The 24,607-nt window shown below is 71.0% G+C and carries 24 protein-coding genes and 1 riboswitch; of the genes, 7 read left to right on the top strand and 17 right to left on the bottom strand.

Features of this window, described 5'->3' with window-relative positions; translation table 11 throughout:
- Positions 1–96: 96 nt before the first annotated feature.
- From EJ357_RS34505 to EJ357_RS34490, 4 genes are all read right to left on the bottom strand, one after another.
- Entirely contained in the window at positions 97–1,263 is a 1,167-nt protein-coding gene (locus EJ357_RS34505; RefSeq protein WP_126395607.1) for an alginate lyase family protein, read from the bottom strand.
- A gap of 159 nt (positions 1,264–1,422) precedes the next feature.
- Positions 1,423–2,181 (bottom strand): DUF3710 domain-containing protein, encoded by a 759-nt coding sequence (locus EJ357_RS34500; protein WP_126395606.1) that lies wholly within the window; start codon positions 2,179–2,181, stop codon positions 1,423–1,425.
- Between the two features lies 1 nt (position 2,182).
- Positions 2,183–2,734 carry a dUTP diphosphatase gene (gene dut / locus EJ357_RS34495; protein WP_126395605.1) on the bottom strand — a complete coding sequence of 184 codons (552 nt, stop codon included), beginning with the start codon at positions 2,732–2,734 and terminating at the stop codon, positions 2,183–2,185.
- A complete protein-coding gene (locus EJ357_RS34490) occupies positions 2,731–3,315 on the bottom strand; it encodes a PaaI family thioesterase (protein WP_126395604.1) in 585 nt (194 codons plus the stop codon). The genes dut and EJ357_RS34490 overlap by 4 nt, the downstream gene beginning before the upstream one ends.
- A gap of 112 nt (positions 3,316–3,427) precedes the next feature.
- Here EJ357_RS34490 and EJ357_RS34485 point away from each other — a divergent pair, with 112 nt between their 5' ends.
- Positions 3,428–3,889 (top strand): DUF3093 domain-containing protein, encoded by a 462-nt coding sequence (locus tag EJ357_RS34485; RefSeq protein ID WP_126395603.1) that lies wholly within the window; start codon positions 3,428–3,430, stop codon positions 3,887–3,889.
- 80 nt (positions 3,890–3,969) lie between these two features.
- Here the strand turns inward: EJ357_RS34485 and EJ357_RS34480 are convergent, their stop codons facing one another.
- The 4 genes from EJ357_RS34480 to EJ357_RS34465 all read right to left on the bottom strand — a co-directional run bounded on the left by EJ357_RS34480 (position 3,970) and on the right by EJ357_RS34465 (position 7,516).
- Entirely contained in the window at positions 3,970–4,887 is a 918-nt protein-coding gene (locus EJ357_RS34480) for a hypothetical protein (protein WP_126395602.1), read from the bottom strand.
- Between the two features lie 13 nt (positions 4,888–4,900).
- Positions 4,901–5,197, bottom strand: a complete 297-nt coding sequence (locus EJ357_RS34475; RefSeq protein ID WP_005481602.1) for a DUF4193 domain-containing protein — start codon at positions 5,195–5,197, stop codon at positions 4,901–4,903.
- A 405-nt stretch (positions 5,198–5,602) separates the two neighbouring features.
- The gene (locus EJ357_RS34470) at positions 5,603–6,856 is read right to left on the bottom strand and encodes a sensor histidine kinase (RefSeq protein WP_126395601.1); all 1,254 of its coding nucleotides are present in this window, start codon (positions 6,854–6,856) and stop codon (positions 5,603–5,605) included.
- A gap of 6 nt (positions 6,857–6,862) precedes the next feature.
- A complete protein-coding gene (locus tag EJ357_RS34465) occupies positions 6,863–7,516 on the bottom strand; it encodes a response regulator transcription factor (RefSeq protein ID WP_007385219.1) in 654 nt (217 codons plus the stop codon).
- A gap of 420 nt (positions 7,517–7,936) precedes the next feature.
- Here EJ357_RS34465 and EJ357_RS48545 point away from each other — a divergent pair, with 420 nt between their 5' ends.
- Positions 7,937–8,110, top strand: coding sequence for a hypothetical protein (locus tag EJ357_RS48545; protein ID WP_167348321.1), 174 nt, complete (start codon positions 7,937–7,939; stop codon positions 8,108–8,110).
- A gap of 117 nt (positions 8,111–8,227) precedes the next feature.
- Here EJ357_RS48545 and EJ357_RS34460 read toward each other — a convergent pair whose 3' ends face one another.
- Positions 8,228–9,043: an inositol monophosphatase family protein gene (locus tag EJ357_RS34460; RefSeq protein ID WP_126395600.1), complete on the bottom strand. Its 816-nt coding sequence runs from the start codon at positions 9,041–9,043 to the stop codon at positions 8,228–8,230.
- Between the two features lie 8 nt (positions 9,044–9,051).
- Positions 9,052–10,179 (bottom strand): ferrochelatase, encoded by a 1,128-nt coding sequence (locus tag EJ357_RS34455; RefSeq protein ID WP_126395599.1) that lies wholly within the window; start codon positions 10,177–10,179, stop codon positions 9,052–9,054.
- Between the two features lie 270 nt (positions 10,180–10,449).
- Between EJ357_RS34455 and EJ357_RS34450 the strand changes: the two genes are divergently transcribed.
- The 3 genes from EJ357_RS34450 (at position 10,450) to sepH (ending at position 14,468) form a co-directional block, all read left to right on the top strand.
- Positions 10,450–11,688 (top strand): MFS transporter, encoded by a 1,239-nt coding sequence (locus EJ357_RS34450; protein ID WP_126395598.1) that lies wholly within the window; start codon positions 10,450–10,452, stop codon positions 11,686–11,688.
- Positions 11,648–12,967 carry a D-arabinono-1,4-lactone oxidase gene (locus tag EJ357_RS34445; RefSeq protein WP_126395597.1) on the top strand — a complete coding sequence of 440 codons (1,320 nt, stop codon included), beginning with the start codon at positions 11,648–11,650 and terminating at the stop codon, positions 12,965–12,967. The genes EJ357_RS34450 and EJ357_RS34445 overlap by 41 nt, the downstream gene beginning before the upstream one ends.
- A 463-nt stretch (positions 12,968–13,430) precedes the next feature.
- A complete protein-coding gene (gene sepH / locus EJ357_RS34440) occupies positions 13,431–14,468 on the top strand; it encodes a septation protein SepH (RefSeq protein ID WP_126395596.1) in 1,038 nt (345 codons plus the stop codon).
- Between the two features lie 105 nt (positions 14,469–14,573).
- Here the strand turns inward: sepH and EJ357_RS34435 are convergent, their stop codons facing one another.
- Entirely contained in the window at positions 14,574–15,422 is an 849-nt protein-coding gene (locus tag EJ357_RS34435) for a sulfurtransferase (protein ID WP_126395595.1), read from the bottom strand.
- Between the two features lie 293 nt (positions 15,423–15,715).
- Between EJ357_RS34435 and EJ357_RS34430 the strand changes: the two genes are divergently transcribed.
- A complete protein-coding gene (locus EJ357_RS34430) occupies positions 15,716–16,519 on the top strand; it encodes a VOC family protein (RefSeq protein ID WP_126395594.1) in 804 nt (267 codons plus the stop codon).
- A 61-nt stretch (positions 16,520–16,580) separates the two neighbouring features.
- Here EJ357_RS34430 and EJ357_RS34425 read toward each other — a convergent pair whose 3' ends face one another.
- From EJ357_RS34425 to EJ357_RS34410, 4 genes are read right to left on the bottom strand one after another with little or no spacing between them, the layout of a single operon-like run.
- On the bottom strand, positions 16,581–17,228 hold the full coding sequence (locus tag EJ357_RS34425; protein WP_126395593.1) for a thymidine kinase: 648 nt from the start codon (positions 17,226–17,228) through the stop codon (positions 16,581–16,583).
- 54 nt (positions 17,229–17,282) lie between these two features.
- Positions 17,283–18,476 carry an alkaline phosphatase family protein gene (locus EJ357_RS34420; protein WP_126395592.1) on the bottom strand — a complete coding sequence of 398 codons (1,194 nt, stop codon included), beginning with the start codon at positions 18,474–18,476 and terminating at the stop codon, positions 17,283–17,285.
- Between the two features lies 1 nt (position 18,477).
- Positions 18,478–19,065 carry a DUF5998 family protein gene (locus EJ357_RS34415; protein ID WP_126395591.1) on the bottom strand — a complete coding sequence of 196 codons (588 nt, stop codon included), beginning with the start codon at positions 19,063–19,065 and terminating at the stop codon, positions 18,478–18,480.
- A 52-nt stretch (positions 19,066–19,117) separates the two neighbouring features.
- Positions 19,118–21,964, bottom strand: a complete 2,847-nt coding sequence (locus tag EJ357_RS34410) for a bifunctional acetate--CoA ligase family protein/GNAT family N-acetyltransferase (RefSeq protein WP_126395590.1) — start codon at positions 21,962–21,964, stop codon at positions 19,118–19,120.
- A 178-nt stretch (positions 21,965–22,142) separates the two neighbouring features.
- On the opposite strand from EJ357_RS34410, the gene EJ357_RS34400 reads away from it, so the two are divergent.
- Entirely contained in the window at positions 22,143–22,424 is a 282-nt protein-coding gene (locus tag EJ357_RS34400; RefSeq protein WP_126395589.1) for an HPr family phosphocarrier protein, read from the top strand.
- Between the two features lie 168 nt (positions 22,425–22,592).
- Here the strand turns inward: EJ357_RS34400 and EJ357_RS34395 are convergent, their stop codons facing one another.
- Together EJ357_RS34395 and EJ357_RS34390 are read right to left on the bottom strand one after the other, a co-directional pair.
- Positions 22,593–23,288, bottom strand: a complete 696-nt coding sequence (locus tag EJ357_RS34395) for a GntR family transcriptional regulator (RefSeq protein WP_126395588.1) — start codon at positions 23,286–23,288, stop codon at positions 22,593–22,595.
- Between the two features lie 285 nt (positions 23,289–23,573).
- The gene (locus EJ357_RS34390; protein ID WP_126395587.1) at positions 23,574–24,359 is read right to left on the bottom strand and encodes a M23 family metallopeptidase; all 786 of its coding nucleotides are present in this window, start codon (positions 24,357–24,359) and stop codon (positions 23,574–23,576) included.
- A gap of 13 nt (positions 24,360–24,372) precedes the next feature.
- Positions 24,373–24,568: riboswitch (cyclic di-AMP (ydaO/yuaA leader) on the bottom strand.
- Between the last annotated feature and the right edge of the window lie 39 nt (positions 24,569–24,607).

Genomic DNA, 24,607 nt, shown 5'->3' with positions numbered 1-24,607 from the left:
ACCTTACGGCCAATAATCGCGACAAAGAGGACCGGGTACGGCGGCGGGACCGTCTTTGACGGAACTCTGACGCTCCCACCGCCGCCGTGCCCCGACTCAGCCGGGGTTGTCGCCGTGAGTGAGGGTCTCCCAGGCGACGAAGAGGTTGTTGCTGCCGGACGGGCGGTTGCGCTCGGTGAGCGTCTCGGTGTTGGTCATGCCATGGCCGAGCCGATTGGCCAGCGCGTTGTGCCCGACCTCGGTGACCGGACCGAACCCGAGCTTCAGCGAGCCCCGGCACAGCCAGCTGGGCACGGCCGTTCCGAGTTCGTACTTGGCCTGGAACCCGAGCGCGTGCCGCAGCCGCTCGCCGACGTCGGTGCCGTACAGGTCCTGCCCCTGGATCCGGCTGGTCTCCGCCACGTGCGAGATCGCGGAGACGCCGTATCCGGTGTGGGTGAGGTCGCGGCAGGTCTCCTGGGTGAGGCCGGTGACGAAGGTGGACTGCCCCTGCCAGTAGTTGACGATCTTGTCGCGGGTGTCGAGGTTCTGGCTCGGCACGGTCTTCGGCAGGTCACCGTCGGAGGACAGGTAGACGTAGGCGGCGGTGCGGGTGCGGAACTTCGCCATGGCCTTGTCGTACGACGCCTTGTCCTCCAGGACGACCGAGATGCCGACGGCGGCCTCCATCATCGACAGCTCCCAGTTGCCGTTGGAGTTCGAGCCGTTGATGATCTCGGGGAGATAGACGGTGCGGAGCATGGTGGCGAACCGGCCGGAGTTCGGCCAGCTCCCGGTGTACGTGTACTTGATGATCTCGGCTGCCTTGGGCCAGGAGGAGCCGGCCCAGCCCGTCTGCAGGGGCGCGTTGCTGTTGGTGTGGTCCCTGATCACAGCGGACCAGGCGTCCATCAGCTCGATGGCCTTCTTCGCGTGCCGCTCGTCGCGGGTGACATACCAGGCCAGGGCCTGCGTGTAGGCGGCTATCGCGTCCTCGCGCTCGTCGGTGCAGCCGTAATTGGGGTTCGAGTACGAGCCGCACTCGACGACCGCGCGGGGCTTGGGGGTGCGGTTCAGATCGGCGTACTTGCCCGCCATCATCCGGTCGAAGGCGCCCTTCCAGGGCTGGGCGCCGGCGTTGACCTGGGAGCGGGCGAAGTCCAACTGACCCTTGGAGACGGTGACTCCGGGGTGGACGAAGGTGGTGGGAGCGGCGCCGGCGGGCCAGGCGAGGACACCGGCGACGAGGGCGGCCGCGGCCGCGAAGAGTGCGGTTCTGCGCATACGTGGGGGGCCTTCCGTTCTCGTATGTGAACGCGAAGCGCCTTTATGAACAGACGCGTTGGCCGGAGACGGTAGGTACAGACCAATGCACCGTCAAGGGTTCACGCACGAGAAAGGGCCGCACCCTGAGGGGTACGGCCCTGGTTGTCTCTACGAAGCTCAGCGCACCTCGGTGATCTCCGGACCGCGCTGGAGCTGGCCCATGCCGCCGGAGAAGCGCGAACCCGCCTCCTCCTGCTGGACACCCTCGGGAACCATCTGGGCGTCGTTCGGCAACTGCAGGACGATCGGGTCACGGGGGGCCATCGGACCCTCGCCGCGGACCACGACCGTGTCCCGGAAGATCTGCTCGAGCAGACCGGCCGCCTGCGGCTGCACCGCGCCCTGGCCCGAGATCACACCGCGCAGGAACCAGCGGGGACCGTCCACACCGACGAACCGCACGACCTGGAAACCACCCGTGCCGTCCGGCAGCTGTACCGGCACCTGGGCCCGCAGCTCCCAGCCCAGCGGCCCCTCGACCTCGTCGATGATGCCACCCTGCTGGGTGATGCCGGAGCCGATCTCCTCGCGTACCTCGCCCCAGATGCCCTCGCGCTTGGGTGCCGCGAAGGCCTGCAGCTGGATGGCGCTGTCGCGCAGCACGACGGTCGCCGCGACGATCGCGTCGCCCGCCACCTCCACGCGCAGTTCCATGCCGTCGACGCCCGGCACGAGCAGGCCGCCCAGGTCCACCCGGCCCTCGCCGGGCTCACGGACCTCGGTGCTGTCCCAGGGCCCGTCGGGCCGCGGTTCCGGCTCGAGCCGAACGCGCTCGCGCGTGCCGTCGTCGTCCGCCTCAGTGTCGATGTCGACGACCTGCTCGGGCTCGCCGGCCGCGTCCTCGGCGGCACCCTTCTTCTTGCGACGTCCGAACACGTCACTGTCCTTCCCGGTCGGATACGACCGAAGCGTATCGATTCCCACCCGCCCGGCCGCCGTCGGCGGCCTGACCGCTTGTGCTGCTTGTGCCGCCCACCGCGGCATGGCCCCCGGTGGACCCGAAGCCCCCTTCGGCCCGTGCCGAATCGGGAAGCTCCGCGACCTCCTGGAAGCGGACCCTCTCGACCTGCTGGACGACCAGTTGGGCGATCCGGTCGAAGCGCTCGAACCGCACGGTCTCATGCGGGTCGAGATTCACCACGATCACCTTGATCTCCCCACGGTACCCGGCATCAACCGTCCCCGGGGCATTCACGAGAGCGACACCGAGGCGGGCGGCGAGACCCGAGCGCGGGTGCACGAAGGCCGCGTACCCCTCCGGGAGGGCGATCGACACCCCGGTGGGCAGTACGGCCCGCTCACCCGGCTTGAGTTCGCGGCTCTCGGTGGTGCGCAGATCGGCTCCGGCGTCACCGGGATGCGCGTACGTCGGAAGCGGTACGTCGGGGTCGACGCGCCGGATCGCCACGTTCAGGGGGGCACGGCTCACGGGTTCACCTCGAAGGCACGGGCACGCCGGACCTGGTCCGGGTCGTCCATGGCGGCCCGGATCTCCTCCGGGCGGCCGTTGTCGATGAAGTGATCGACCTTCACCTCGATGAAGAGGGCATCGGCGCGCACGGCCACGGGCCCGTCGGGGCCGCCGATCCGTCCGGTGGCGCAGGAGTAGATCTTGCGCCCCGCCACCGCCGTCACCTCGGCCTCCAGATACAGCACCGTGCCCACCGGAACCGGCCGGACGAAATCGGTCTCCAGCCGCCCGGTCACGGCGATGGTCCGCAGCAGCCAGTTGAGCGAGCCGAGAGTCTCGTCAAGGGCGGTCGCGAGCACACCGCCGTGCGCGAGCCCGGGCGCTCCCTGGTGGGCGGGCTGCACGGTGAACTCGGCGATGATGCTGACGCCGTCCCCCGCCCGCGACTCCAGATGCAGCCCGTGGGGCTGCTCGCCGCCACAGCCGAAACACTCGCCGTAGTGCGCGCCGAGAAGCTCACCGGGCGCGGGAGCATCCGGGTGCCGCACGGGTTTCACGGCGTCGGCCGGCGGCTTAAGAGCTGCGGAAGTACCTCTCACAGCCGCAGACCTTACCCGCCCGCCCGTCTCCCACCGCCGCCCTGCCTGACGGCGCTTCGCGCCGGGCCCCCTGACTCCGGACGTAACCGGACACCGTGCCAAGCTTGGCTCCATGCAGCTCTCCGCCGCCCCCTACGAAGAACGCCTCACGGCCCCGCGCTCGTGGTGGCTGGTCTCTTTCCTGGTCGGGCTCTCCCTGGCCCTGATCCTCCTGCCGTTCGGCACGCTGCCCCTGCTCGTGGGCCTGGTCGGCGGCACCGCCGCGGCGGCCGTCATGGCCAGTTCGTACGGCTCGGTCCGCATCCGTGTGGTGGGCGACTCGCTGATCGCGGGCGAGGCGAAGATCCCGCTGCGGGCGCTGGGTGAGGCGCATGTCCTGGACCCGGAGGAGGCCCGCGCCTGGCGGACGTACAAGGCCGACACCCGGGCCTTCCTGCTGCTGCGCGCGTACATCCCCAGGGCCCTGCGGGTGGAGGTCACGGACCCCGAGGACCCGACCCCGTACCTGTATCTGTCGACCCGCGAGCCGGAGCGCCTGGCAGAGGCGATCAAGGCGGCCAAGGCCTCGGCCTAGCACACCCGAACGGGCCGTCACCGCTCCGGTCAAGACTTGGTGTGACCGGAGCAAAAACTTCGCGGGACTCGGCCGCGGGCTCAGCCGCCCCCGAGTTTCCGGCGCCTGCGCGGCCGCATGATCTCCCCCATGTCCAGCGGCCGTTCGGGGCGCTCCAGCGGGGGCAGTTGCGGCAGTTCCTCCCACGCCACCTGGACCTTGCGCAGGTCCGCGCGGATCCGCGCGGCGAGCTTCTTGGTGTCCCGGCGGTTCATGACCGCACCCACGGCGGCGCCCACCAGGAAGGGCATCAGGTTCGGCAGGTTGCGGACCATCCGCTTCATGATCTGCTGACGCAGCTCCCGCTTCATCTGCACGCCGAGCGCGGCGTTGACCGTCGCCGGCTTCATCGGGTCGATGCCGCGCTCCTCGGACCACGAGGTCAGGTACGCGGTGCTGCGGGCCTTGAGATTGCCGGGCGGGCGTACGCCGTACACCTCGTGCAGTTCGGCGATCAGCTTCAGCTCGATCGCCGCCACACCGGTGATCTCAGCGGCCAGCTCCGTGGGCATCGCGGGCGGCACCGGCAGCATCGCCGCCGCGCCGACTCCCGCGCCGACCGTCGAGCTCGCGTTCGCCGCGCCGGCCACGAGCTTGTCCGCGAGTTGCTCGGGTCCGAGGCCCGGGAACTGCCGGCGAAGCGTCGCGAGGTCCCGTACGGGGATCCGCGGGGCGTTCTCGATGATCCGGTCGGCGAGGTACCCGAGCCCCGCTTTCGCGCGGCTGCCGCCCTTACGGACGCCTTCCCGGGCCCTCTCCCGGATGACCGCGACCCTGCGTCCGGCCACAGGCGCGCGAACCGCCGACTGCGCCGCAACGTCGGCCCGGCCGGGCGCCGGTTCGAGCGAGGCTCCCGCACCGGGTGAGCCCCGCTCGTCGTCACGCGGGCCGTCGGACGGCCCTGGGTCCGCTCCCCGCGACAGGAAGCGGCGCTTCCGAGGAGGGGTCGAGCCAGTCATGCCCGACCCGACCTCAGTCGCAGTCGCGGCAGATCGGCTGGCCGTTCTTCTCCCGGGCCAGCTGGCTGCGGTGGTGCACCAGGAAGCAGCTCATGCAGGTGAACTCGTCCTGCTGCTTGGGCAGGACCCGAACCGCCAGCTCCTCATTGGAGAGGTCGGCGCCGGGCAGCTCCAGGCCCTCCGCGGCCTCGAACTCGTCGACGTCCACAGCGGACGTCGACTTGTCGTTCCGCCTGGCCTTCAGCTCTTCAAGGCTGTCCGAGTCGACGTCGTCGTCGGTCTTGCGTGGGGTGTCGTAATCCGTTGCCATGTCGCTCTCCCCCTCTGGGTGTCTGCGGTGTCTCCAGCGCACGTAACGCGTGAGAGGCCGGACTTGTGCCCGACCCGAGGCGGAGATTTTGCCTCACATCAAGGTCTGTTACTCAATCGACACCCAACCGGACTCCTCAAGAGTGATCGGCTTGGATGGCGAACGGGACCGTACACGGTCCTAATGCCGCAGTTCAAAGGCGTCTCACCGTGTACTTCCCGTGATCAAGACCCCTGAAAACCCGGATTTTCCCGGCTTTCCGACTGGCCACATGATCACGGAGAGTAGATGGCCGGAAATTCGCCCTTGTGATCGATCACACACGAGACTGCTCGACGAGTGCCCAGAAAATTCCGCGCAAAGCGAACATCCCCGCGTAGCGGCAAAGTGTCGGCGCACATGGTCTCAGATCGGCAGGGTGACTCGCATCACGAGTCCTCCTCCCTCTCGCGGCTGCGCCGCGATGTGCCCGCCGTGCGCCCGCGCCACGGACCGCACGATGGACAGCCCGAGGCCCACACCCTTGTCACTGCCCGTGCGCTCGGTGCGCAGGCGCCTGAACGGCTCGAAGAGGTTGTCGATCTCGTAGGCCGGCACCACCGGCCCGGTGTTCGTGACGACCAGGACCGCATGTCCGTGCTGGACCTCGGTGGTGACCTCGACCCAGCCGCCCTCCGGGACGTTGTACCGGACGGCGTTCTGCACCAGGTTCAGCGCGATGCGCTCCAGCAGCACACCGTTGCCCTGGACGACCGCGGGCTTCTGTTCGCCGCGGATCACCACGCCCTTGGACTCCGCTTCCGCGTGCACCTGGTCGACGGCCTGCTCGGCCACCTCCGCGAGGTCCACCGGTTTGCGCTCCACGATCTGGTTGTCGCTGCGGGCGAGCAGCAGCAGGCCCTCCACGAGCTGCTCGCTGCGCTCGTTGGTGGCCAGCAGCGTCTTGCCGAGCTGCTGGAGCTCCACCGGCGCGTTCGGATCGGACAGATGCACTTCGAGGAGCGTGCGGTTGATCGCGAGCGGGGTGCGCAGTTCGTGCGAGGCGTTGCCGACGAAGCGCTGCTGGGCGGTGAAGGCCCGCTGCAGCCGCTCCAGCATCTCGTCGAAGGTGTCGGCCAGCTCCTTCAGCTCGTCGTCCGGTCCGTCCAGCTCGATACGACGGGACAGGTCCGAGCCGGCCACGGCGCGCGCGGTACGGGTGATCCGGCCGAGCGGCGACAGGACACGGCCGGCCATGGCGTACCCGAAGGCGAAGGCGATGACGGCGAGGCCGAGCAGGGCCAGCAGCGAGCGGCTGAGGAGATCGTCCAGGGCGACCTGGCGCTGGTGGTCGATGCAGGCGCTGATCGCGGAGTTGAACTGGGTCAGCGTCAGGCCCGTGGCGTTGTTGACCGCGGGACAGTCGGCGCTGGCGACCTTGATCTCGTCAGTGGCGCCCACGATCTTGAACGGCGGCTGGTTGCCCGTACTGATGGCCTGCGCGGCCAGCAGATAGATGATCGACAGCAGCAGGATGCCGGCGATCAGGAACATGCCGCCGTACAGCAGCGTGAGCCTTATCCGGATGGTGGGGCGCAGCCACGGGAAGGGGGGCTCCACCCTCCGGGGGGCCCAGGTGGGCTTGGGGGGCGCCTGGGGAGGCGCGGGAGTCGCTGCCATGGCCGATCAGATCCGGTAGCCGGAGCCGGGCACGGTGACGATGACCGGCGGCTCGCCCAGCTTGCGGCGCAGTGTCATCACGGTGACCCGCACGACGTTGGTGAACGGGTCGGTGTTCTCGTCCCAGGCCTTCTCCAGGAGCTGCTCGGCCGAGACGACCGCGCCCTCGCTGCGCATCAGCACTTCCAGGACGGCGAACTCCTTGGGGGCGAGCTGCACCTCCTTGCCGTCACGGAAGACCTCGCGGCGGTTCGGGTCGAGCTTGATGCCTGCGCGCTCCAGGACGGGCGGCAGCGGCACGCTCGTGCGACGGCCGAGGGCACGCACGCGTGCCGTCAGCTCGCTGAAGGCGAAGGGCTTGGGCAGATAGTCGTCGGCGCCGATCTCGAGCCCCTCGACACGGTCGCTGACGTCGCCGGAGGCCGTGAGCATCAGCACGCGTGTGGGCATGCCGAGTTCGACGATCTTGCGGCAGACGTCGTCGCCGTGCACCAGCGGGAGGTCGCGGTCGAGGACGACCACGTCGTAGTCGTTGACGCCGATGCGTTCCAGGGCGGCCGCACCGTCGTACACGACGTCGACGGCCATGGCCTCCCGGCGCAGTCCGGTGGCCACCGCATCGGCGAGCAGTTGCTCGTCCTCGACGACGAGTACGCGCACGTCGCTTGTCCTTCCTGTGTCCACCCGCGTAGCGCTCGTCCAGCGCGCGGGCAGGGTCCTGTGAATGGGGTTTCCTGGCCTCCATCCTGCCCTTTTCCGCCATAAGTCGGCGGTAAGACGAGTGGGCGGTGCATGAAGGGCGGGTGTGAAGCCCGGGAATGCGAGATTTCCTCTTCCGGTTGAGGTTTCCGTGGAAGAGAGCGGGGGGAGGACGGCTTGTACACCCCGCGATCACGCTCTGCATGTACTGCACCACCATGCGGTACAGCGCAATCCGCTTTCCGCAGAGTGGGTGTGGGTGTCCGGCACCGTCGCCGCCCGGCATGGGCAGCGCTGGGCATCTACTGGAGACGTGATCGCCCCTTCCGAACGGCACACCCCCGTGCCACCGACCCACGACCCAGGACGAGGGGGCGCAGCATGGACGCATTCACCGCAGGACTTCTGCAGCGCATAAAGGCGACCGAGTCCGACCTGACGCGGGCTCGCGACGAGGGCGACGACTTCCTCGTCGAGGTGGAGCAGGGCGAGCTCGACGACCTGCGCCGCCTCGCCGCCGAGCACGGTGTGGAAGTCGGCGCGTCTAGCGTCTGACCAGCTCGTACGCACGACGGCGGGCCCCCGGCGAATCCAGCGCCCGGGGGCCCGCCGCGTTGTCGTACGACCGCGTTCACGTGCTGTTGGCCGTGCGGCGGTCTGCTCGACACCCGGTCAGTCGTGCCAGGCGCCGAAGTCCTCCAGCAGCTGCTGGAGGGGCTCGAAGACGCCCGGGGTGGCCGCGACCGCCAGGTCGCCGGACGGGCGCTCTCCGGGCCGTCCACCCGTGAGGGCGCCCGCTTCCCGAGCGATCAGGTCCCCCGCCGCCATGTCCCAGGCGTTGAGACCCCGCTCGAAGTAGCCGTCGAGCCGGCCCGCCGCGAGGTCGCACAGGTCGATGGCGGCCGAGCCGCCCCGTCGGATGTCGCGCAGCAGCGGGATGAGCTTCCGGGCGACCTCGGCCTGGTGGGTGCGCACCTCGGTGACGTAGTTGAAGCCGGTCGAGACCAGGGCCTGGTCGAGCGGGGCCGTGGGGCGGCAGGTGAGCCTGCGCTCGCCGTCCCAGGGGCCGGTCGCCCAGGCACCCTCGCCCCGGACCGAGTGGTAGGTCTCGCCCCGCATGGGGGCCGCGACGACGCCGACCACCGTCTCGCCGTCCTGCTCGGCGGCGATGGAGACGGACCAGGTCGGCAGCCCGTAGAGGTAGTTGACCGTGCCGTCGAGCGGGTCGATCACCCAGCGGACGCCGCTCGTGCCCTCGGTGGAGGCGCCCTCCTCGCCGAGGAAGCCGTCGTCCGGGCGCTGCTCGGAGATCAGGTCGGTGATCAGCTTCTCGGCCGCGATGTCCATCTCCGTGACGACATCGATCGGGCTGGACTTGGTCGCGGCGACGGCGAGGTCGGCCGGGCGCCCGTCGCGCAGCAGCTCGCCGGCGCGCCGGGCGGCCTCCTGGGCCAGGGTGAGCAGTTCCGTGTGCAGGGCGTCGGTCACAGGGCTCCTCATGCGTAGGGGCTGTCGGCGCCCGCGGCGGCGGGCCTGGGCGCGCGGGCCGGGCAGCAGCCCACCGGGCACAGGTTGTGGCTGGCGCCGAGCGCGCCGAGGACGCACGGCGTGACCTCCTCCGAGCGCTCCACCGCGGCACGCTCCAGGACGAGGTCACGGATCGCGGCGGCGAACCGCGGGTCGTCGCCGACGGTGGCCGAGCGGCGCATCGGCAGGCCCAGCTCCGCGGCCTTGGCCTTGGCCTCGGTGTCGAGGTCGTAGAGGACCTCCATGTGGTCGGAGACGAAGCCGATGGGCGCGATGACGACGGCCGGTGCTCCGGACTCGTGCCGCTCCTCGAGGTGGTCGCAGATGTCGGGCTCCAGCCACGGGATGTGCGGGGCACCGGAGCGGGACTGGTAGACGAGCTGCCAGGGGTGGTCGACGCCCGTGCGCTCACGGACGGCCTCTGCGATCAGCCGGGAGACCTCCAGATGCTGCTCGACATAGGCGCCGCCCTCGCCGTGGTCCTCGACGGGGCCGGAGGTGTCCGCGGAGGCGTTCGGGATCGAGTGGGTCGAGAAGGCGATGTGGGCGCCGCCGCGGACGTCCTCGGGCAGGTCGGCGAGGGACTCGAGCACGCCGTCGATCATCGGCTCCAGGAAGCCCGGGTGGTTGAAGTAGTGCCGCAGCTTGTCGATCTTGGGGAGTTCGACGCCTTCGGCCTCCAGGGCCGCGAGCGAGTCGGCGAGGTTCTCGCGGTACTGGCGGCAGCCCGAGTAGGAGGCGTAGGCGCTGGTGGCGAGGACGAGGATGCGGCGGCGGCCGTCGGCGACCATCTCGCGCAGGGTGTCCGTCAGGTACGGCGCCCAGTTGCGGTTGCCCCAGTAGATCGGCAGATCCAGGCCGTGCTCGGCGAAGTCCTTGCGCAGGGCGTCCAGCAGGGCTCGGTTCTGGTCGTTGATGGGGCTGACCCCACCGAACAGGAAGTAGTGCTCGCCGACTTCCTTCAGGCGTTCCTTGGGGATGCCCCGCCCACGGGTGACGTTCTCCAGGAACGGGATCACGTCGTCCGGGCCCTCGGGACCTCCGAAGGAGAGGAGGAGCAGGGCGTCGTAGGGGGTGGCTTGGCGCGCGTCTGGCATGGGTCGATCCTGTCATCCGGTACTGACAGCCAAGAAACGGCGGGGTGACCACCCGGGTTCCCGGTTCATCCGGACAGGTGCGTTAGGGTCACCTAACTCGTAAGCTGTATCGGCCGTCCACGCGCCTTACTGAGTCGCCCCTTGAATTGCCCTTGCGCTGCCCCGAGTTGCCCCTGCTCCACCCCTGATCCGCCTTTGATCCGACCCTGATCCGCCCTGCCCTGCCTGAGTCGCAGCAGCCCCGCTGCTTCCGCCTGACCGGAGTCCCCCGTGCCCAGCCCCTACCGCGCCCTGTTCGACGCCCCTGGCACCAGGGCCTTCTCCGCCGCGGGCTTCCTCGGCCGGATGCCGCTGTCGATGATGGGCATCGGCGTGGTGACGATGGTTTCGCAGCTGACCGGGCGCTACGGCCTGGCCGGTGCCCTGTCGGCCACCATCGCGCTCGCCGCGGCGGTGGCGGGCCCGCAGGTCTCGCGGCTGGTCGACCAGCACGGGCAACGGCGGGTGCTCCGTCCGGCGACGCTGATCTCGCTCGCGGCGGGGGCCGTGCTGCTGTTCGCCGCGCACTACGGGTGGCCGGACTGGGTGCTGTTCGTGGCCTGCGCCGGCATCGGCTGCGTGCCCAGCGTCGGGGCGATGATCCGCGCCCGCTGGGCCGCGCTGTACCGGGGGACGCCTCAGCTGCACACGGCGTACTCGCTGGAGTCCGTGGTGGACGAGGTGTGCTTCATCTTCGGGCCGATCATCTCCATCGGCCTGTCCACGGCGTGGTTCCCGGAGGCCGGGCCGCTGCTCGCCGGCTGCTTCCTCGCCGTCGGCGTCTTCTGGCTGACCGCACAGCGGGCCACCGAACCCACGCCGCATCCGCGCGAGCGCCACGGCGGCAGCTCGGCCCTGCGCGCCCCCGGACTGCAGGTCCTGGTGGCCACCTTCGTGGCGACCGGAGCGATCTTCGGGTCGGTCGACGTGGTCACCGTGGCCTTCGCCGACGAGCGGGGTCACAAGGGCGCCGCGAGCGTGGTCCTCGCCCTGTACGCCGCCGGCTCCTGCGCGGCGGGCGCCGTGTTCGGGCTGCTGCGCTTCAAGGGGGCGCCGGAACGCCGTTGGCTGCTGGGCATATGCGCGATGGCCGTGAGTATGATCCCCCTCCTACTGGTCGGAAACTTGCCGTTTCTGGCCGTGGCGCTGTTCGTTGCGGGCATGGCCGTCGCTCCCACGATGATCACCACCATGTCCCTGATCGAAGAGCACGTACCACGCGCGCAACTGACCGAGGGCATGACCTGGGTGAGCACCGGGCTCGCGGTCGGGGTGGCGCTCGGCTCCTCCGGGGCCGGCTGGGTGATCGACGCGGCCGGTGCGAAGGCCGGGTACGGGGTTCCGGCGGTGTCCGGGGCCGCCGCGGTCGCGGTCGGTTTCCTGGGGTACCGCCGGCTCAGCAGGCCGGCTCCGCGTCGGGGAGGCACCGTTGAGCAGCACAGCGAGCGGGAAGAACGGCACGTGGCGTAACTGGGGCGGCAATGTCGCCGCCCGTCCCGCGCGGGAGGTCGCTCCGGCCTCCGTCGAGGAGCTGTCGGCGGCGATACGCCGGGCCGCCGAGGACGGCCTGAAGGTGAAGGCGGTCGGAAGCGGGCATTCCTTCACGTCCATAGCCGCCACCGACGGCGTGTTGATCCGCCCTCAACTGTTGACCGGTATCCGCAACATCGACCGGGACGCCATGACCGTCACGGTCGAGGCCGGCACTCCGCTCAAGCGGCTCAACATGGCCCTGGCGCGCGAGGGCCTGTCGCTCACGAACATGGGCGACATCATGGAGCAGACGGTCTCCGGCGCCACCAGCACCGGCACGCACGGCACCGGCCGTGACTCCGGCTCGATCGCCGCCCAGATCAAGGCACTGGAGCTGGTCACCGCCGACGGCTCGGTGCTGACCTGCTCCGAGAAGGAGAACCCGGAGGTCTTCGCGGCCGCCCGGATCGGTCTCGGCGCACTCGGCATCGTCACCGCGATCACCTTCGCCGTGGAGCCCGTCTTCCTGCTCACCGCGCGCGAGGAGCCGATGCCCTTGGACAAGGTCCTGGCCGAGTTCGACGAACTCTGGGCCGAGAACGAGCACTTCGAGTTCTACTGGTTCCCGCACACAGGAAGCACCAACACCAAGCGCAACAACCGCAGCGCCGGCCCCGAGAAGCCGGTGCCGCAGCTCCAGGGCTGGATCGAGGACGAGTTCCTCTCCAACGGCGTCTTCCAGGTGGCCCAGTGGGTCGGCCGCGCGGTGCCCGGCGCGATCCCGGCGATCGCCCAGATCTCCAGCAAGGCCCTGTCCTCGCGGACCTACACCGACATCCCGTACAAGGTCTTCACATCGCCGCGCCGGGTGCGCTTCGTGGAGATGGAGTACGCCGTCCCGCGCGCGGCCGTCGTCGAGACGCTGCGCGAGCTCAGGGCCATGGTCGACCGCTCCGGCCTCAGGGTCAGCTTCCCCATCGAGGTGCGCACCGCCCCGGCCGACGACATCACGCTGTCCACCGCGTCCGGCCGCGACAGCGCGTACATCGCCGTCCACATGGTCAAGGGGACCCCGCATCAGCGGTACTTCACCGCTGCCGAGCGGATCTTCACCGCGCACGAGGGGCGACCGCACTGGGGCAAGGTGCACACGCGGGACGCCGAGTACTTCGCCCAGGTGTACCCGCGTTTCGGCGAGTTCACGGCGCTGCGGGACCGGCTCGATCCCGACCGCCGGTTCCAGAACGACTACCTGCGGAGGGTGTTGGGGGCGTAGCGCTCGACCGGCGCGATCCAGCCGTTCGGGCAACCGCGCGGCAAGGGAACGTACGCACGAAACCATAAGTTCCGTTTCTGCGGATTGCGTGAAGTGCGCCACGCAGAAGATCGGATAACCGCCCAACGGACGGCCGAGTCACGGTCCTTGCCAGAAGTTGGGCGGCGTGCCAATCCACGCACGTGGCCCAAATGGAGTACTGTTGCGAGCCCTGGGTCCGGTCTCCCGCCTGGGCGTCCGTGGCCTTCAAGGACCGCCGGGAGGGGGCTAGTTGCACAGGGTGACGGAGTTGGTCACTTAGCGTTGCGAATAGGTAACCGTGCCATAACGGCGATCCAGGGCCCGTGCCCGACACGCCGGGCAACTCGGCAAGGTTGTGGCAGGCTGCACCCGGGCAGGCCACACTCGACTAGCGGAAGCAGCGACGCACGTGACGTCGGCAGGCACCACCCGGGAGGTCCCCATGCCCGAACTGCGTGTCGTGGCCGTCTCGAATGACGGCACACGGCTGGTGCTGAAGGCTGCCGACGCAACGGAGTACACCCTTCCGATCGACGAACGCCTGCGCGCAGCCGTGCGCGGCGACCGTCCGCGCCTCGGCCAGATCGAGATCGAGGTGGAGAGCCATCTCCGCCCCCGTGACATCCAGGCGCGTATACGCGCTGGTGCGACCGCGGAAGAGGTCGCCCAACTCGCCGGCATCCCCGTCGACCGCGTACGGCGCTTCGAGGGCCCCGTGCTCGCCGAGCGCGCGTTCATGGCCGAACGGGCCCGCAAGACTCCCGTCCGCCGACCCGGCGAGAACGCCGCCGGTCCGCAGCTCGGCGAGGCCGTCCAGGAGCGGCTGCTGCTGCGCGGCGCCGACAAGGACACCGTGCAGTGGGACTCGTGGCGCCGCGACGACGGCACCTGGGAAGTGCTGCTGGTCTACATGGTGGCGGGCGAACCGCACTCGGCGAGCTGGACGTACGACCCGCCCCGGCGGCTCGTGCAGGCTGTCGACGAGGAGGCCCGCTCGCTGATCGGCGAGTCCGAGGACCTCGCCGCGCCGGAGCCCAGCTTCCCGTTCGTGCCGCGTATCGCCCGACTTCCGCGCGAGCGTTCGATGGACCGTGCCCTGGACACCGCGCGGCCCAGCCTGCCCGCCCAGGCCTCCGAACCGGCCGAGGAGACCGCGGAGGAACGGGACTCGCTGACCAGCCTGCTGGAGGCGGTGCCCAGCTTCCGTGGCGACCTGGTGGTGCCGGAGCGCCCACCGGAGCCGGAGGTGGAGGAGCCCCCCGCCGAACCGGAGGCGGAGGAACCTCCCGCCCCCGCGGCCTCGGCAGGTTCCGCCTACGCGGACGTGCTCATGCCCCGCTCCGTCGGCAGCCACCGCGACCGCCTCATCGGCGCCACGGACCGCCAGGCCGAAGCGGACGGCGTCCGCCCGGGCCGCCGGGCCGCCGTCCCGAGCTGGGACGAGATCGTGTTCGGGACCCGGAGGAAGAAGCAGGAGTAGTCGGTCGTACGGCTGCGGATGCGGCCGTACGAGGACGAGGGCCGCGTGGGTGACCACGCGGCCCTCGTGCCGTTCAGGGTCGTGACCGGCCCTGCCCTGCTGGCCCTACTGCGGATCCGGCCCCACGGCGACCGGCCGGGACGGGTCCGAGGACCACTCCGACCAGGAACCGACGTACAGCGCCGCCGGAATCCCCGCGACCGCCAGGGCCAGCACCTGGTGCGCGGCGGAGACGCCCGAGCCGCAGTACACGCCGACTTCCGCGCCCTCGGCGGCGCCCACCTTCTTGAAGCGGGACCGGAGTTCCTCGACGGGGAGGAAGCGGCCGTCCGCGCCGACGTTGTCGTTCGTGGGTGCGGACACGGCGCCCGGGATATGGCCGCCGACCGGGTCGATCGGCTCGACCTCGCCGCGGTACCGCTCCCCCGCACGGGCGTCCAGCAGCACCCCCGACCGGGCGAGCGCCGCGGCGCCGTCGGCGTCGAGCAGCGCCGTCGCTCCCGGCGCCGGCTCGAAGTCGCCCTCCGCCGGGGTCGGTACGGACGTCTCCAGTGGCCCCTCCCAGGCCGGCAGTCCGCCGTCGAGGACCCGCACATCCGGGTGCCCGGTCCAGCTCAGCAGCCACCATGCCCGGGCCGCCGCCCAGCCCAGCCCGCCGTCGTACACGACCACCGGCGTCCCGGACGACACGCCCGCGCGCCGCATCGCCGTGCCGAAATCGGTCAGATCCGGCAAGGGGTGGCGGCCGCGCGGGCCGGGCGCGGAGGCCAGTTCCCGGTCCAGGTCGACGTAGACCGCGCCGGGGATGTGCCCCGCCTCGTACTCGGCACGGCCGTCGAACGGGGGCTCATCGGCCTTCGGCATGCTCAGTTGCCAGCGGATGTCGAGCAGCACCGGCGGGTTCCCGCCCGCCGCCGCGCTCGCGAGTTCGGATGCGGAGATGATGGCGTTCATGCCCCCATCCTTGCGCACGGGGTGGCCGCGTCGGCGCGCTCCGGATACTCTGCCCGCCGGACAGGCCCGATCACGAGGCGTACGGGACCGGGCACATGCTGTACAGACGATCGACATCCGTCGGCAATCGCACGGAAACGGGCGGTAAATCGCACACCGGGCATCCTCCGGGCACCGGCCGTCGTGCGCGGCGCGCCCGCAGCGCGCGCGGCCACGGGTGGTGCGAGCATCGGCACGGGGTGCGGACAGCGGAAGCGACGCGGCCACCGCGAGGGACCGAGGAGAGAGTGACGATGACCGAGGCACGGGGGTCGGCCGGCCCGACCGGCGCCACGCACGCCCTGCACGCGCCCGGCACGCCCTGCTGGGTGAGCCTGATGGTGCACGGGCTGGCCGCGACCCAGGAGTTCTACGGTGCGCTGTTCGGCTGGGAGTTCCAGCCCGGACCCCAGCAACTCGGCCCCTATGTGCGGGCCCTGCTGGACGGCCGTGAGGTGGCCGGCATCGGCCAGCTGCCGCCCGACCGCCACCTCCCCATCGCCTGGACGCCCTACCTCGCCTCGAACGACGCGGACCTGACCGCCGACACGGTACGGCTGTGCGGCGGCACGGTCGGAGTGGGTCCCCTGGACGCCGCCGAGGCCGGCCGGATGGCGATCTGCTCCGACCCCTCCGGCGCCGTCTTCGGCGTGTGGCAGGCGGCGGCCCACCGGGGCACGGCGGTCACCGGTGTGCCCGGCACACCGGCCTGGAACGAGCTGCTGACCTTCGAGTCCGTGACCGTCGCCAAGTTCTACGAGACCGTGTTCGCCTACGAGGAGGAGCCGGTCGTCTCCGCCGACTTCGACTACGTCACCCTGCACATCGACGGCCGCCCGGTCGCCGGCATCCACGGCGTCGGCAACGCCCTGCCCCGCGACCGGGGCCCGCACTGGATGACGTACTTCGAGGTCGCCGACGCGGACGAGACGCTGGCCCGGATCACCGACCTCGGCGGCCACGTCCTCAAACCGGCCCACGACAGCGCCCACGGCCGCGTGGCGACGGTGTCGGACCCGGAGGGGGCGCGGTTCTCCGTCATCGAGAATCCGCGCTGACGCTCTGACCTCACTGCCGCCTGACGGCGCCCGGGAGCCGAGCGCACAACGGGGCCGTGATTCAGGCCGGCTGCACCGGCAGGACGTCGGGGGACAACGCCGCTGCCCGTGCGGCGGCCGCGGTCATACGGCGGCGGTGGTGGCGGCGGCACAGCACCTCGTAGCCGACGGCGTCGGCCTGGTTGACGTCGCCGACGACCACCTGGGCACCCTCGACGACCATCTGACCGCCTGTCGTGCGGGCGTTGTGCGTCGCGCGGGCGCCGCACCAGCACAAGGCCTCGACCTGGAGCACCTCGACGCGATCGGCGAGTTCCACCAGGCGCTGGGAGCCGGGGAACAACTTGGTGCGGAAGTCGGTCGTGATGCCGAAGGCGTAGACGTCGAGGCCGAGGTCGTCGACCACACGCGCGAGTTGGTCGATCTGCTGCGGCGCGAGGAACTGGGCCTCGTCGGCGATGACGTAGTCCGCGCGGCCGCCCCGGGAGAGGTGGTCGACGACGTAGGCGTACGGGTCCATGCCGTCCTCGACCTCCACCGCGTCCGTGACCAGGCCGAGCCGCGAGGACAGCTTGCCCTCGCCCGCGCGGTCGTCACGCGTGAAGATGATGCCCTGCAGCCCACGCGCCGAACGGTTGTGCTCGATCTGGAGAGCCAGCGTCGACTTCCCGCAGTCCATCGTTCCGGAGAAGAACACCAGCTCGGGCATGTTGAGTTGAGCACCTTTCGGCAGCGGAGGGGGCGGGAGGTGGTGAGGACGGCTTCAGGAGCGTACTTCGAGCAGGGGGACGAACTGCTCGGCGGGGGTCATCGAGCCGTGGTTGCCGACCATCGCCGACTCCTTCGGCTCCCGCTCGGAGGCGATGATCAGGACGTCGTCCCGAGCGGCCGCGACCACGTCGCCGAGGCGGTCGTACACCCGCTCGTCGATCCGCGGCCCGAACCAGCCCGCCTCGATCGCCTCGTCCCGCGACGCCACCCAGAACTGTTCGCCGAGGACCTCGCGCCAGCAGGTCAGGACGTCGCTCGCGGCGCCGGGCACGGCGTACACGTGCCGCGCCCGGCCCTCGCCGCCCAGCAGGGCGACGCCGGCGCGCAGTTCCCAGTCCTCGTCGAAGTCGATGCGGTGCTGCTCGTCGAAGGGCACGTCGATCATGCCGTGGTCGGCGGTGACGTAGAGCGCGCTGCGCGGCGGGAGTTGCTCGGCGAGACGCTGGACGAGGCGGTCGACGTACATGAGCTGGCCGCGCCAGGTGTCGGAGTCGACCCCGTAGCGGTGGCCGGCGCCGTCCAGTTCGGCGTAGTACGTGTAGACCAGGGAGCGGTCGCCCGCGGCCAGTTGCTCGGCCGCGAGGTCCATGCGGTCCTCGCCGGTCAGCCGCCCGTGGAACGTTCCTCCACTGAGCGCGACCTTGGTGAGGGGGGTGCTCTGGAAGGTGGGCGAGGACACCTGGGCCGCGTGCACGCCCGCCTTCTGCGCCAGCTGGAAGACGGTGGGATACGGCTGCCAGACGTGCGGTGGCGTCCACGGGTTCCAGCGCAGCTGGTTCATGAGCGCGCCGGTCTCCGGGTTGCGCACGGTGTACCCGGGCAGGCCGTGCGCGCCCGGCGGCAGGCCGGTGCCGACGGAGGCGAGGGAGGTCGCGGTGGTCGCCGGGTAGCCGGCGGTGATCGGGCGTCCGGTGCCCCCGCGGGAGCTGCCGAGCAGCGAGCTCATGAAGGGGGCTTCCTCCGGGTGCGCCCTGAGCTGCTCCCAGCCGAGGCCGTCGATCAGGAACACGCAGTTCCGGTCGGCGGGGGTGAGCTCGGGGATCGCGGCGGTCATGCCCGGTACGGCCATGCCGGCGGCCAGGGTGGGCAGCAGGTCGGCGAGCGAGCCGCTGCCGTACTCGGGGGGAGGCGCGGAGTCGACGGCGAGAGGTTCCGGGTGGGAGTCCCAGGCGGTGGACTGGATCATCTCAGCGAGTGACGTCCGCGGTCGCCTCGGAGAGCGACTGCGCGAAGACGAGCGCCTGGCGCACCGTCTCCGGGCCGTCACCGGCCTCGCTGACGCGCAGGCTGAGGTCGTCCGCCGTCGAGCTGCCCGTGTAGCCGTGGTCGGCCTCGCAGTTGGGGTCGCCGCAGGCGGCGGGCTCCAGGTCGATGCGGGAGACGGCGCCCCAGCCGATGGTCAGCACGACCTCGCGGGGCAGCGTGCCCGGGGCGTACTGCTCCGGGTTGGCGACGACACGGCTGACCACGACCGAGGAGATCCGGCCGAGTTTCACGGACTCCGTGGACGTCGTGGCGTACGGCGTCGGGGAGGTGTTGTCAGCGGCCTGCTCGTCGGTGTGGCTGACGATGAAGCGGTTGCCGGTGAGGACGAGCACGGTCACGTGCCGCCGCACCTCGTTCTGGTCGAACGTCGTCTCCTGGTGGACCAGGTACGACCGGATGGGCTCGCCGCCCACGGCGGCCTCCACCGCCTCGGCCACGAGGGCCGGGTAGTAGCCGCTGCGCTCGATCGCCGCTCGCAGCCCCTGGGTCGTCGTACTGGTCTTGGCCATGACGCCCATCCTACGGGGGAGCACTGACTGCGAGGCACCGCTCACGGCGGTCTCAGTACGTCGGGAGGGTCCTCGGCCCGAGGTCGTCGCGGGCGGGCGGCGGCGCGAGCCGCACGGAGGCGCCGAGCACGCTCAGGCCGTGGGTGGCGACGACGACCGGTTCCAGGGTGACCGCGACGACCTCCGGGTGGTCGTCGACCAGGCGGGACACCCGCAGCAGCAGTTCCTCCAGGGCAGGTGTGTCCACGGGAGCGGAGCCCCGCCAGCCGAACAGGAGCGGCGCCGTCCGGATCGACCGGACGATCGAGGTCGCCTCGCGGTCGGTGACCGGGATCAGCCGGTGCGCCATGTCCCCGAGCAGCTGCGAGGCCGCTCCGGCGAGCCCGAAGGACAGCACGGCCCCGGCCGCCGGGTCGATCACGGCCCGTACGACGGTGTCTACGCCGCGCGGTGCCATACCCTGCACGACCGGACGCAGTTCCTCCGGCTTGCCGAACAGCGCGGTCAACTCGGCGTACGCCCGCCGCAGTTGCTCCTCGTCCGCGAGGTCGAGCCGTACGCCGCCGAGGTCGGCGCGGTGTCGCAGGTGGGGGGCGGTGGCCTTGAGGGCGACGGGGTAGCCGAGGGCGCGGGCGGCGTCGGCCGCGGCGTCGGGGGTGGGTGCGTGCAGGGCGCGGTGCACCCGGATGCCGTACTTGCCGAGCAGGTCGCAGGTCTCGTCCGTGCCGAGCGTGAGTCCCTGCCCGCGCGCGAGCAGCCCGTCGATCAGCTGGGCGGCGCCCTTCTCGTCGATGTCCTCGTACTCGGGCACCTTGCCGGGGTCGGCGGCCTCGCGGCGCCACTGGGAGTACTTGACGACCTCGGCGAGGGCACGGACGGCGCGCTCGGCCGCGGGGTAAGCGGGGATGAGGCGTGAGGTGGTCTCGGAGGGGTCCGACTGCTCCGGCGGTGCCTGGGCCGGGAAGTCCAGGGGGCGGAAGGGGTGGGGGCGGAACGCGGTGCCGGGGGCCGTAGTGCCCGGCTGTGGTGCGGTGCTGGCCGCGGCCGACAGCGCTTCCGCGAGCCCGCCGAGTTCCACGTGCACCACCAGCACCGGCTTTCCCGGCACTCGCTCGGCCGCCGACCTCAGGGCCTCCGCCAGCTCGGCGTCCCCGGTCGTGGCATCGCCGATCGCCGGTATCGCGGTGACGACGACCGCGTCGCACGTCTCGTCGGCGAGCGCGCGCGACAACGCCGCGTGGAAGTCCGCCGCCGACGCCCCCGTGGTCAGGTCCAGTGGCGGCAGCGGCCGCAGTCCCTCGGCGAGGCACGCGTCGTAGGTCAGCAGCCCCAGCGACTCGGAGTTGCCGAGGATCGCCACCCTCGGTCCGGTCGGCAGCGGCTGGCGGGCGAGCAGCAGCCCCGCGTCCACCAGCTCGGTGATCGTGTCCACCCGGATCACACCGGCCTGCCGCAGCAGCGCGGACACCGTGGTCTGCGGCAGCCGCGTGGCCCGGACGGCGTGCCCCTGCGGCGCCGCGCCACCGTGCCGCGCGCCCTGCACCACGACCAGCGGCTTCGCCGCGGCCGTACGCCGGGCGAGGCGGGTGAACTTGCGCGGGTTGCCGATGGACTCCAGGTACATCAGGACGACGTCGGTGTCCGGGTCGTCGTACCAGTACTGAAGGACGTCGTTGCCGGACACGTCGGCCCGGTTACCGGACGAGACGAAGGTCGACACCCCCGTGTCCCCGGTCACACCGCCGCCGCGCCGGTGCAGCCGGGACAGCAGGGCGATCCCGATCGCGCCGGACTGCGCGAACAACCCGATCCGGCCGGGGCGGGGCATCTCGGGTGCCAGGGAGGCGTTCAGCCGTACGTCGGCCGAGGTGTTGATGATCCCGAAGGCGTTCGGCCCGATGATGCGCATGCCGTACGCGCGCGCGTGCCGTACGAGTTCGCGCTGCCGCTCGCGCCCGTCGGGCCCGCTCTCGGCGTACCCGGCGGAGAGCACGACCAGCCCCTGCACGCCGTGCTCGCCGCACTCGGCGACCACCTCGGGGACGTACTCGGCGGGCACGGCGACCACCGCGAGGTCGACCTGCTCCTCGATGTCGCGCACGGAGCGGTGCGCGGGCACTCCGTCGAGCTCCTTGAGGTCCTCCGCGAACGCCCTGTTCACGGCGTACAGCCGCCCCGTGAACCCGGCGTCCCTGATGTTGCCCAGGACGCCGCGGCCCACCCCGCCGGGCGTGCGGCCGGCGCCGATGACGGCGACGGAGCCGGGCACCAGGAGCCGCCGCACGGAACGGGCCTCGGCACGCTGCTCGCGCGCGTACTGCACGGCGAGCGAGCGGTCGGTCGGCTCCAGGTCGAACTCCAGGCGCACGACGCCGTCCTCGAAGCTGCGCTTCTGGGTGTATCCGGCGTCCGTGAACACCTTGATCATCTTGGTGTTGGCGGGCAGCACCTCGGCGGCGAAGCGGCGGATGTCACGCTCGCGCGCGACCGCGCCGATGTGTTCGAGCAGGGCGGAGGCGACGCCGCGCCCCTGGTGGGCGTCCTGGACCAGGAAGGCGACCTCGGCCTCGTCGGCGGGTGCCGACGCGGGCATTCCGTCGGCTCCGATCCGGTCGTAGCGTACGGTGGCGATGAACTCGCCGCCGATCGTGGCCGCGAGTCCCACCCGGTCCACAAAGTCGTGGTGCGTGAAGCGGTGGACGTCCTTCGCGGACAGTCGCGGGTAGGGCGCGAAGAAGCGGTAGTACTTCGACTCGTCCGACACCTGCTCGTAGAAGCTGACCAGGCGCTCGGCGTCATCAACGGTGATGGGGCGGATGCGCGCGGTGCCGCCGTCGCGCAGCACCACGTCGGCTTCCCAGTGGGCGGGGTACTCGTGCCGGTCCGAGGCGCTCTGCATGGGGCCCAGAGTACGGCTCGCGTACGACAACGGCGCGAGGCAGTCTGTGGAGGACGTATGTCGGGTCGAGGCCGCGACCCGACGGTCACCGGAGGAGGGACGTTTTGTCCCTCCCGGCATGCTTCACGGGTGTGGGAAACTGGTCTAGACAACCCTGAACACCGAAGGGCAGCATCACATGGCTGAGCGCCGCGTCAACGTCGGCTGGGCCGAGGGTCTTCACGCCCGCCCCGCTTCCATCTTCGTCCGGGCCGCCACGGCCGCAGGTATCCCGGTGACGATCGCCAAGGCCGACGGCAACCCCGTCAACGCGGCCTCCATGCTGGCTGTTCTGGGCCTGGGCGCCCAGGGCGGGGAGGAGATCGTCCTCGCCTCCGAGGCCGAGGGTGCGGACGCCGCCCTCGACCGCCTCGCGAAGCTGGTCTCCGAGGGCCTCGAGGAGCTGCCCGAGACGGTCTAATACCGTCCGAAGGGATCTCCGGACATGCGGTGAAGCCGCGTCGGTCTTTCCGGCCGACGCGGCTTCGCTGTTTTCGGGCAGGAGCCACAGGAATTACCGGCGCACCTGAAAAAGGGCAGCGGAAATTACCCGCCACCGAATTACTCCTCTTTGTATACGGCGCCCTTGTTAATGCCGCAGGCTCGGCATGTTTACGGGATGTTGCGAATTCCTCACACGCTCCGCGCGGTCACCGCCGGTGCCGAACCGCAGCCGGTGCACGGACAGCGAGCGCTCGGTGTGCAGCGCCGTGATCGCGCGGGCGCGTTCGCCGTCGCCGCGCGCCACCGCGTCCACGATCGCGCCGTGCTCGGTCCAGGACTCCACGGGGTTGACCGGCGACTCCACGGCGTACATCCAGGCGATCTTGTGGCGCAGCTGGGTCAGCATCGAGGTCAGGGCGGGGCTGCCGGAGGCCTGGGCCAGCGTCTCGTGGAACCAGCCACCCAGGGAGCGCAGATCCTCGCTGTTTCCCCGCCTGGCCCGCTCCTGGCCCAGCCTGACCAGGCCGCGCAACACCTTGAGATGGGCCTCGGTGCGCCGCTGGGCGGCCCGGGAGGCGCCGAGCGGCTCCAGGAGGGTGCGCATCTCCAGCAGGTCGGCGGCCTCCTGCTCGGTCGGTTCGGCGACGCACGCGCCCGCGTGCCGCCGGGTCACCACGAAGCCCTCCGCCTCCAGGGTGCGCAGGGCCTCCCGGACGGGGACGCGGGAGACGCCGTAGCGGCGCGCGAGGAGTTCCTCGGTGAGCCGGCTGCCACGCTCGTAGACACCGGCGACGATGTCGTCCCGGATCGCCGTGCATACCGAATGCGCCGGAATACGCATGACCGACCTCCGCCTTAATCCCCGTGAAACGTCGACGAATGACGTGTGTTGAGTGACTCTATTGCAACCGGCCGGAATTTCCGACGGCGGGCCGGAATCCATGGATATTTTTTGGACAGCGGGTCGTGCGAAACGCCGAAAGCCCCGGCTGGGGGAACCGGGGCTTCGGGGAGCGGACTGTCTGTCGTCAGACGATCACGGGGGCAGCGGCGAGCGCGGCACGCGTGCGTGGAAGGCGTCGGACGATCACGGGGTGGTGAGCGCCGTACGCGTGCGTGGCAGGTGTCAGAGATTCACACCGTGCGAGCGGAGGTAGGCGACGGGGTCGATGTCGGAGCCGTACTCCGCCGTCGTGCGGGCCTCGAAGTGCAGGTGCGGTCCGGTGACGTTGCCGGTGGCGCCGGACAGGCCGATCTGCTGGCCCGGGGTGACCGTCTGGCCCACCGAGACGCCGATGGACGACAGGTGGCCGTACTGGGTGTACGTGCCGTCGTTCATCTTGATCACGACCTGGTTGCCGTACGCCCCGCCCCAGCCGGCCTCCACGACGGTGCCGGAGGCGACCGCGTGGACGGAGGTGCCGCTGGCGGCATGGAAGTCGACGCCCGTGTGGCTGCCGGAGGACCAGACGGCGCCGCCGGTCTTGTAGCCCGTGGAGACGTACGAGCCGGTGATCGGGGAGACGTAGGAGAGCAGGCGCTTGCGCTCGGCCTCGCGGGCGGCGCGCTCCTTGGCCTCGCGCTCCCTCTCGGCCTTCTCGGCCGCCTTCTTGCGCGCGGCCTCCTGGGCGGCCTTCTTCAGGGCCGCGGCCTCCTTGGCTGCCCGCTCCTGAGCGGCTGCCTGGGCGTCGATCTGGTCGGCGATCGAGTTGTCGACGCTGATCACGGGGATGAGACCGGTCTGCTCGGCGGCGGGTTCCGCGGCGAGCGCGGGGGCTGCCAGGGTGCCTATGACGCCGGTGGCGGTGAGGGCGGCGACGCCGGCCGCACGGGCGGTGGAGCGCTCGATCCGGCTGGGACGACGGTGTTTCCCGGTGGGACGATTCGCCCCGGTGGCGCAGCTGAACGCCATGAAGTGGCTGGTCCTTTCCTTCCTTCTCGCCTACCGGGTTAGCTGACGGGTTCGGAGCAGGAAGGTCTCCTACGGGCCCCTCGCCATGGCGCGGGCGTCCGATTCACCCCAGGGACTACTGGGCCCCTCCAGCCGCGATAGCGGCGGCAGGAGGGCGGGTCCCCGGCTCCCCTGGCTCGCGCCGTGCGGGGACTCGGCGATGACTGTCCGGTGCCGCGGGCGCGGCGCACTGCCTGACGGACAGCCCG

The sequence above is a fragment of the Streptomyces cyaneochromogenes genome (genome assembly GCF_003963535.1).
GTDB classification, from domain to species: Bacteria; Actinomycetota; Actinomycetes; order Streptomycetales; family Streptomycetaceae; genus Streptomyces; species Streptomyces shaanxiensis.
Note: the sequence above shows the minus strand (reverse complement) of the source record. Positions and strands in the feature narration are given on the sequence as shown.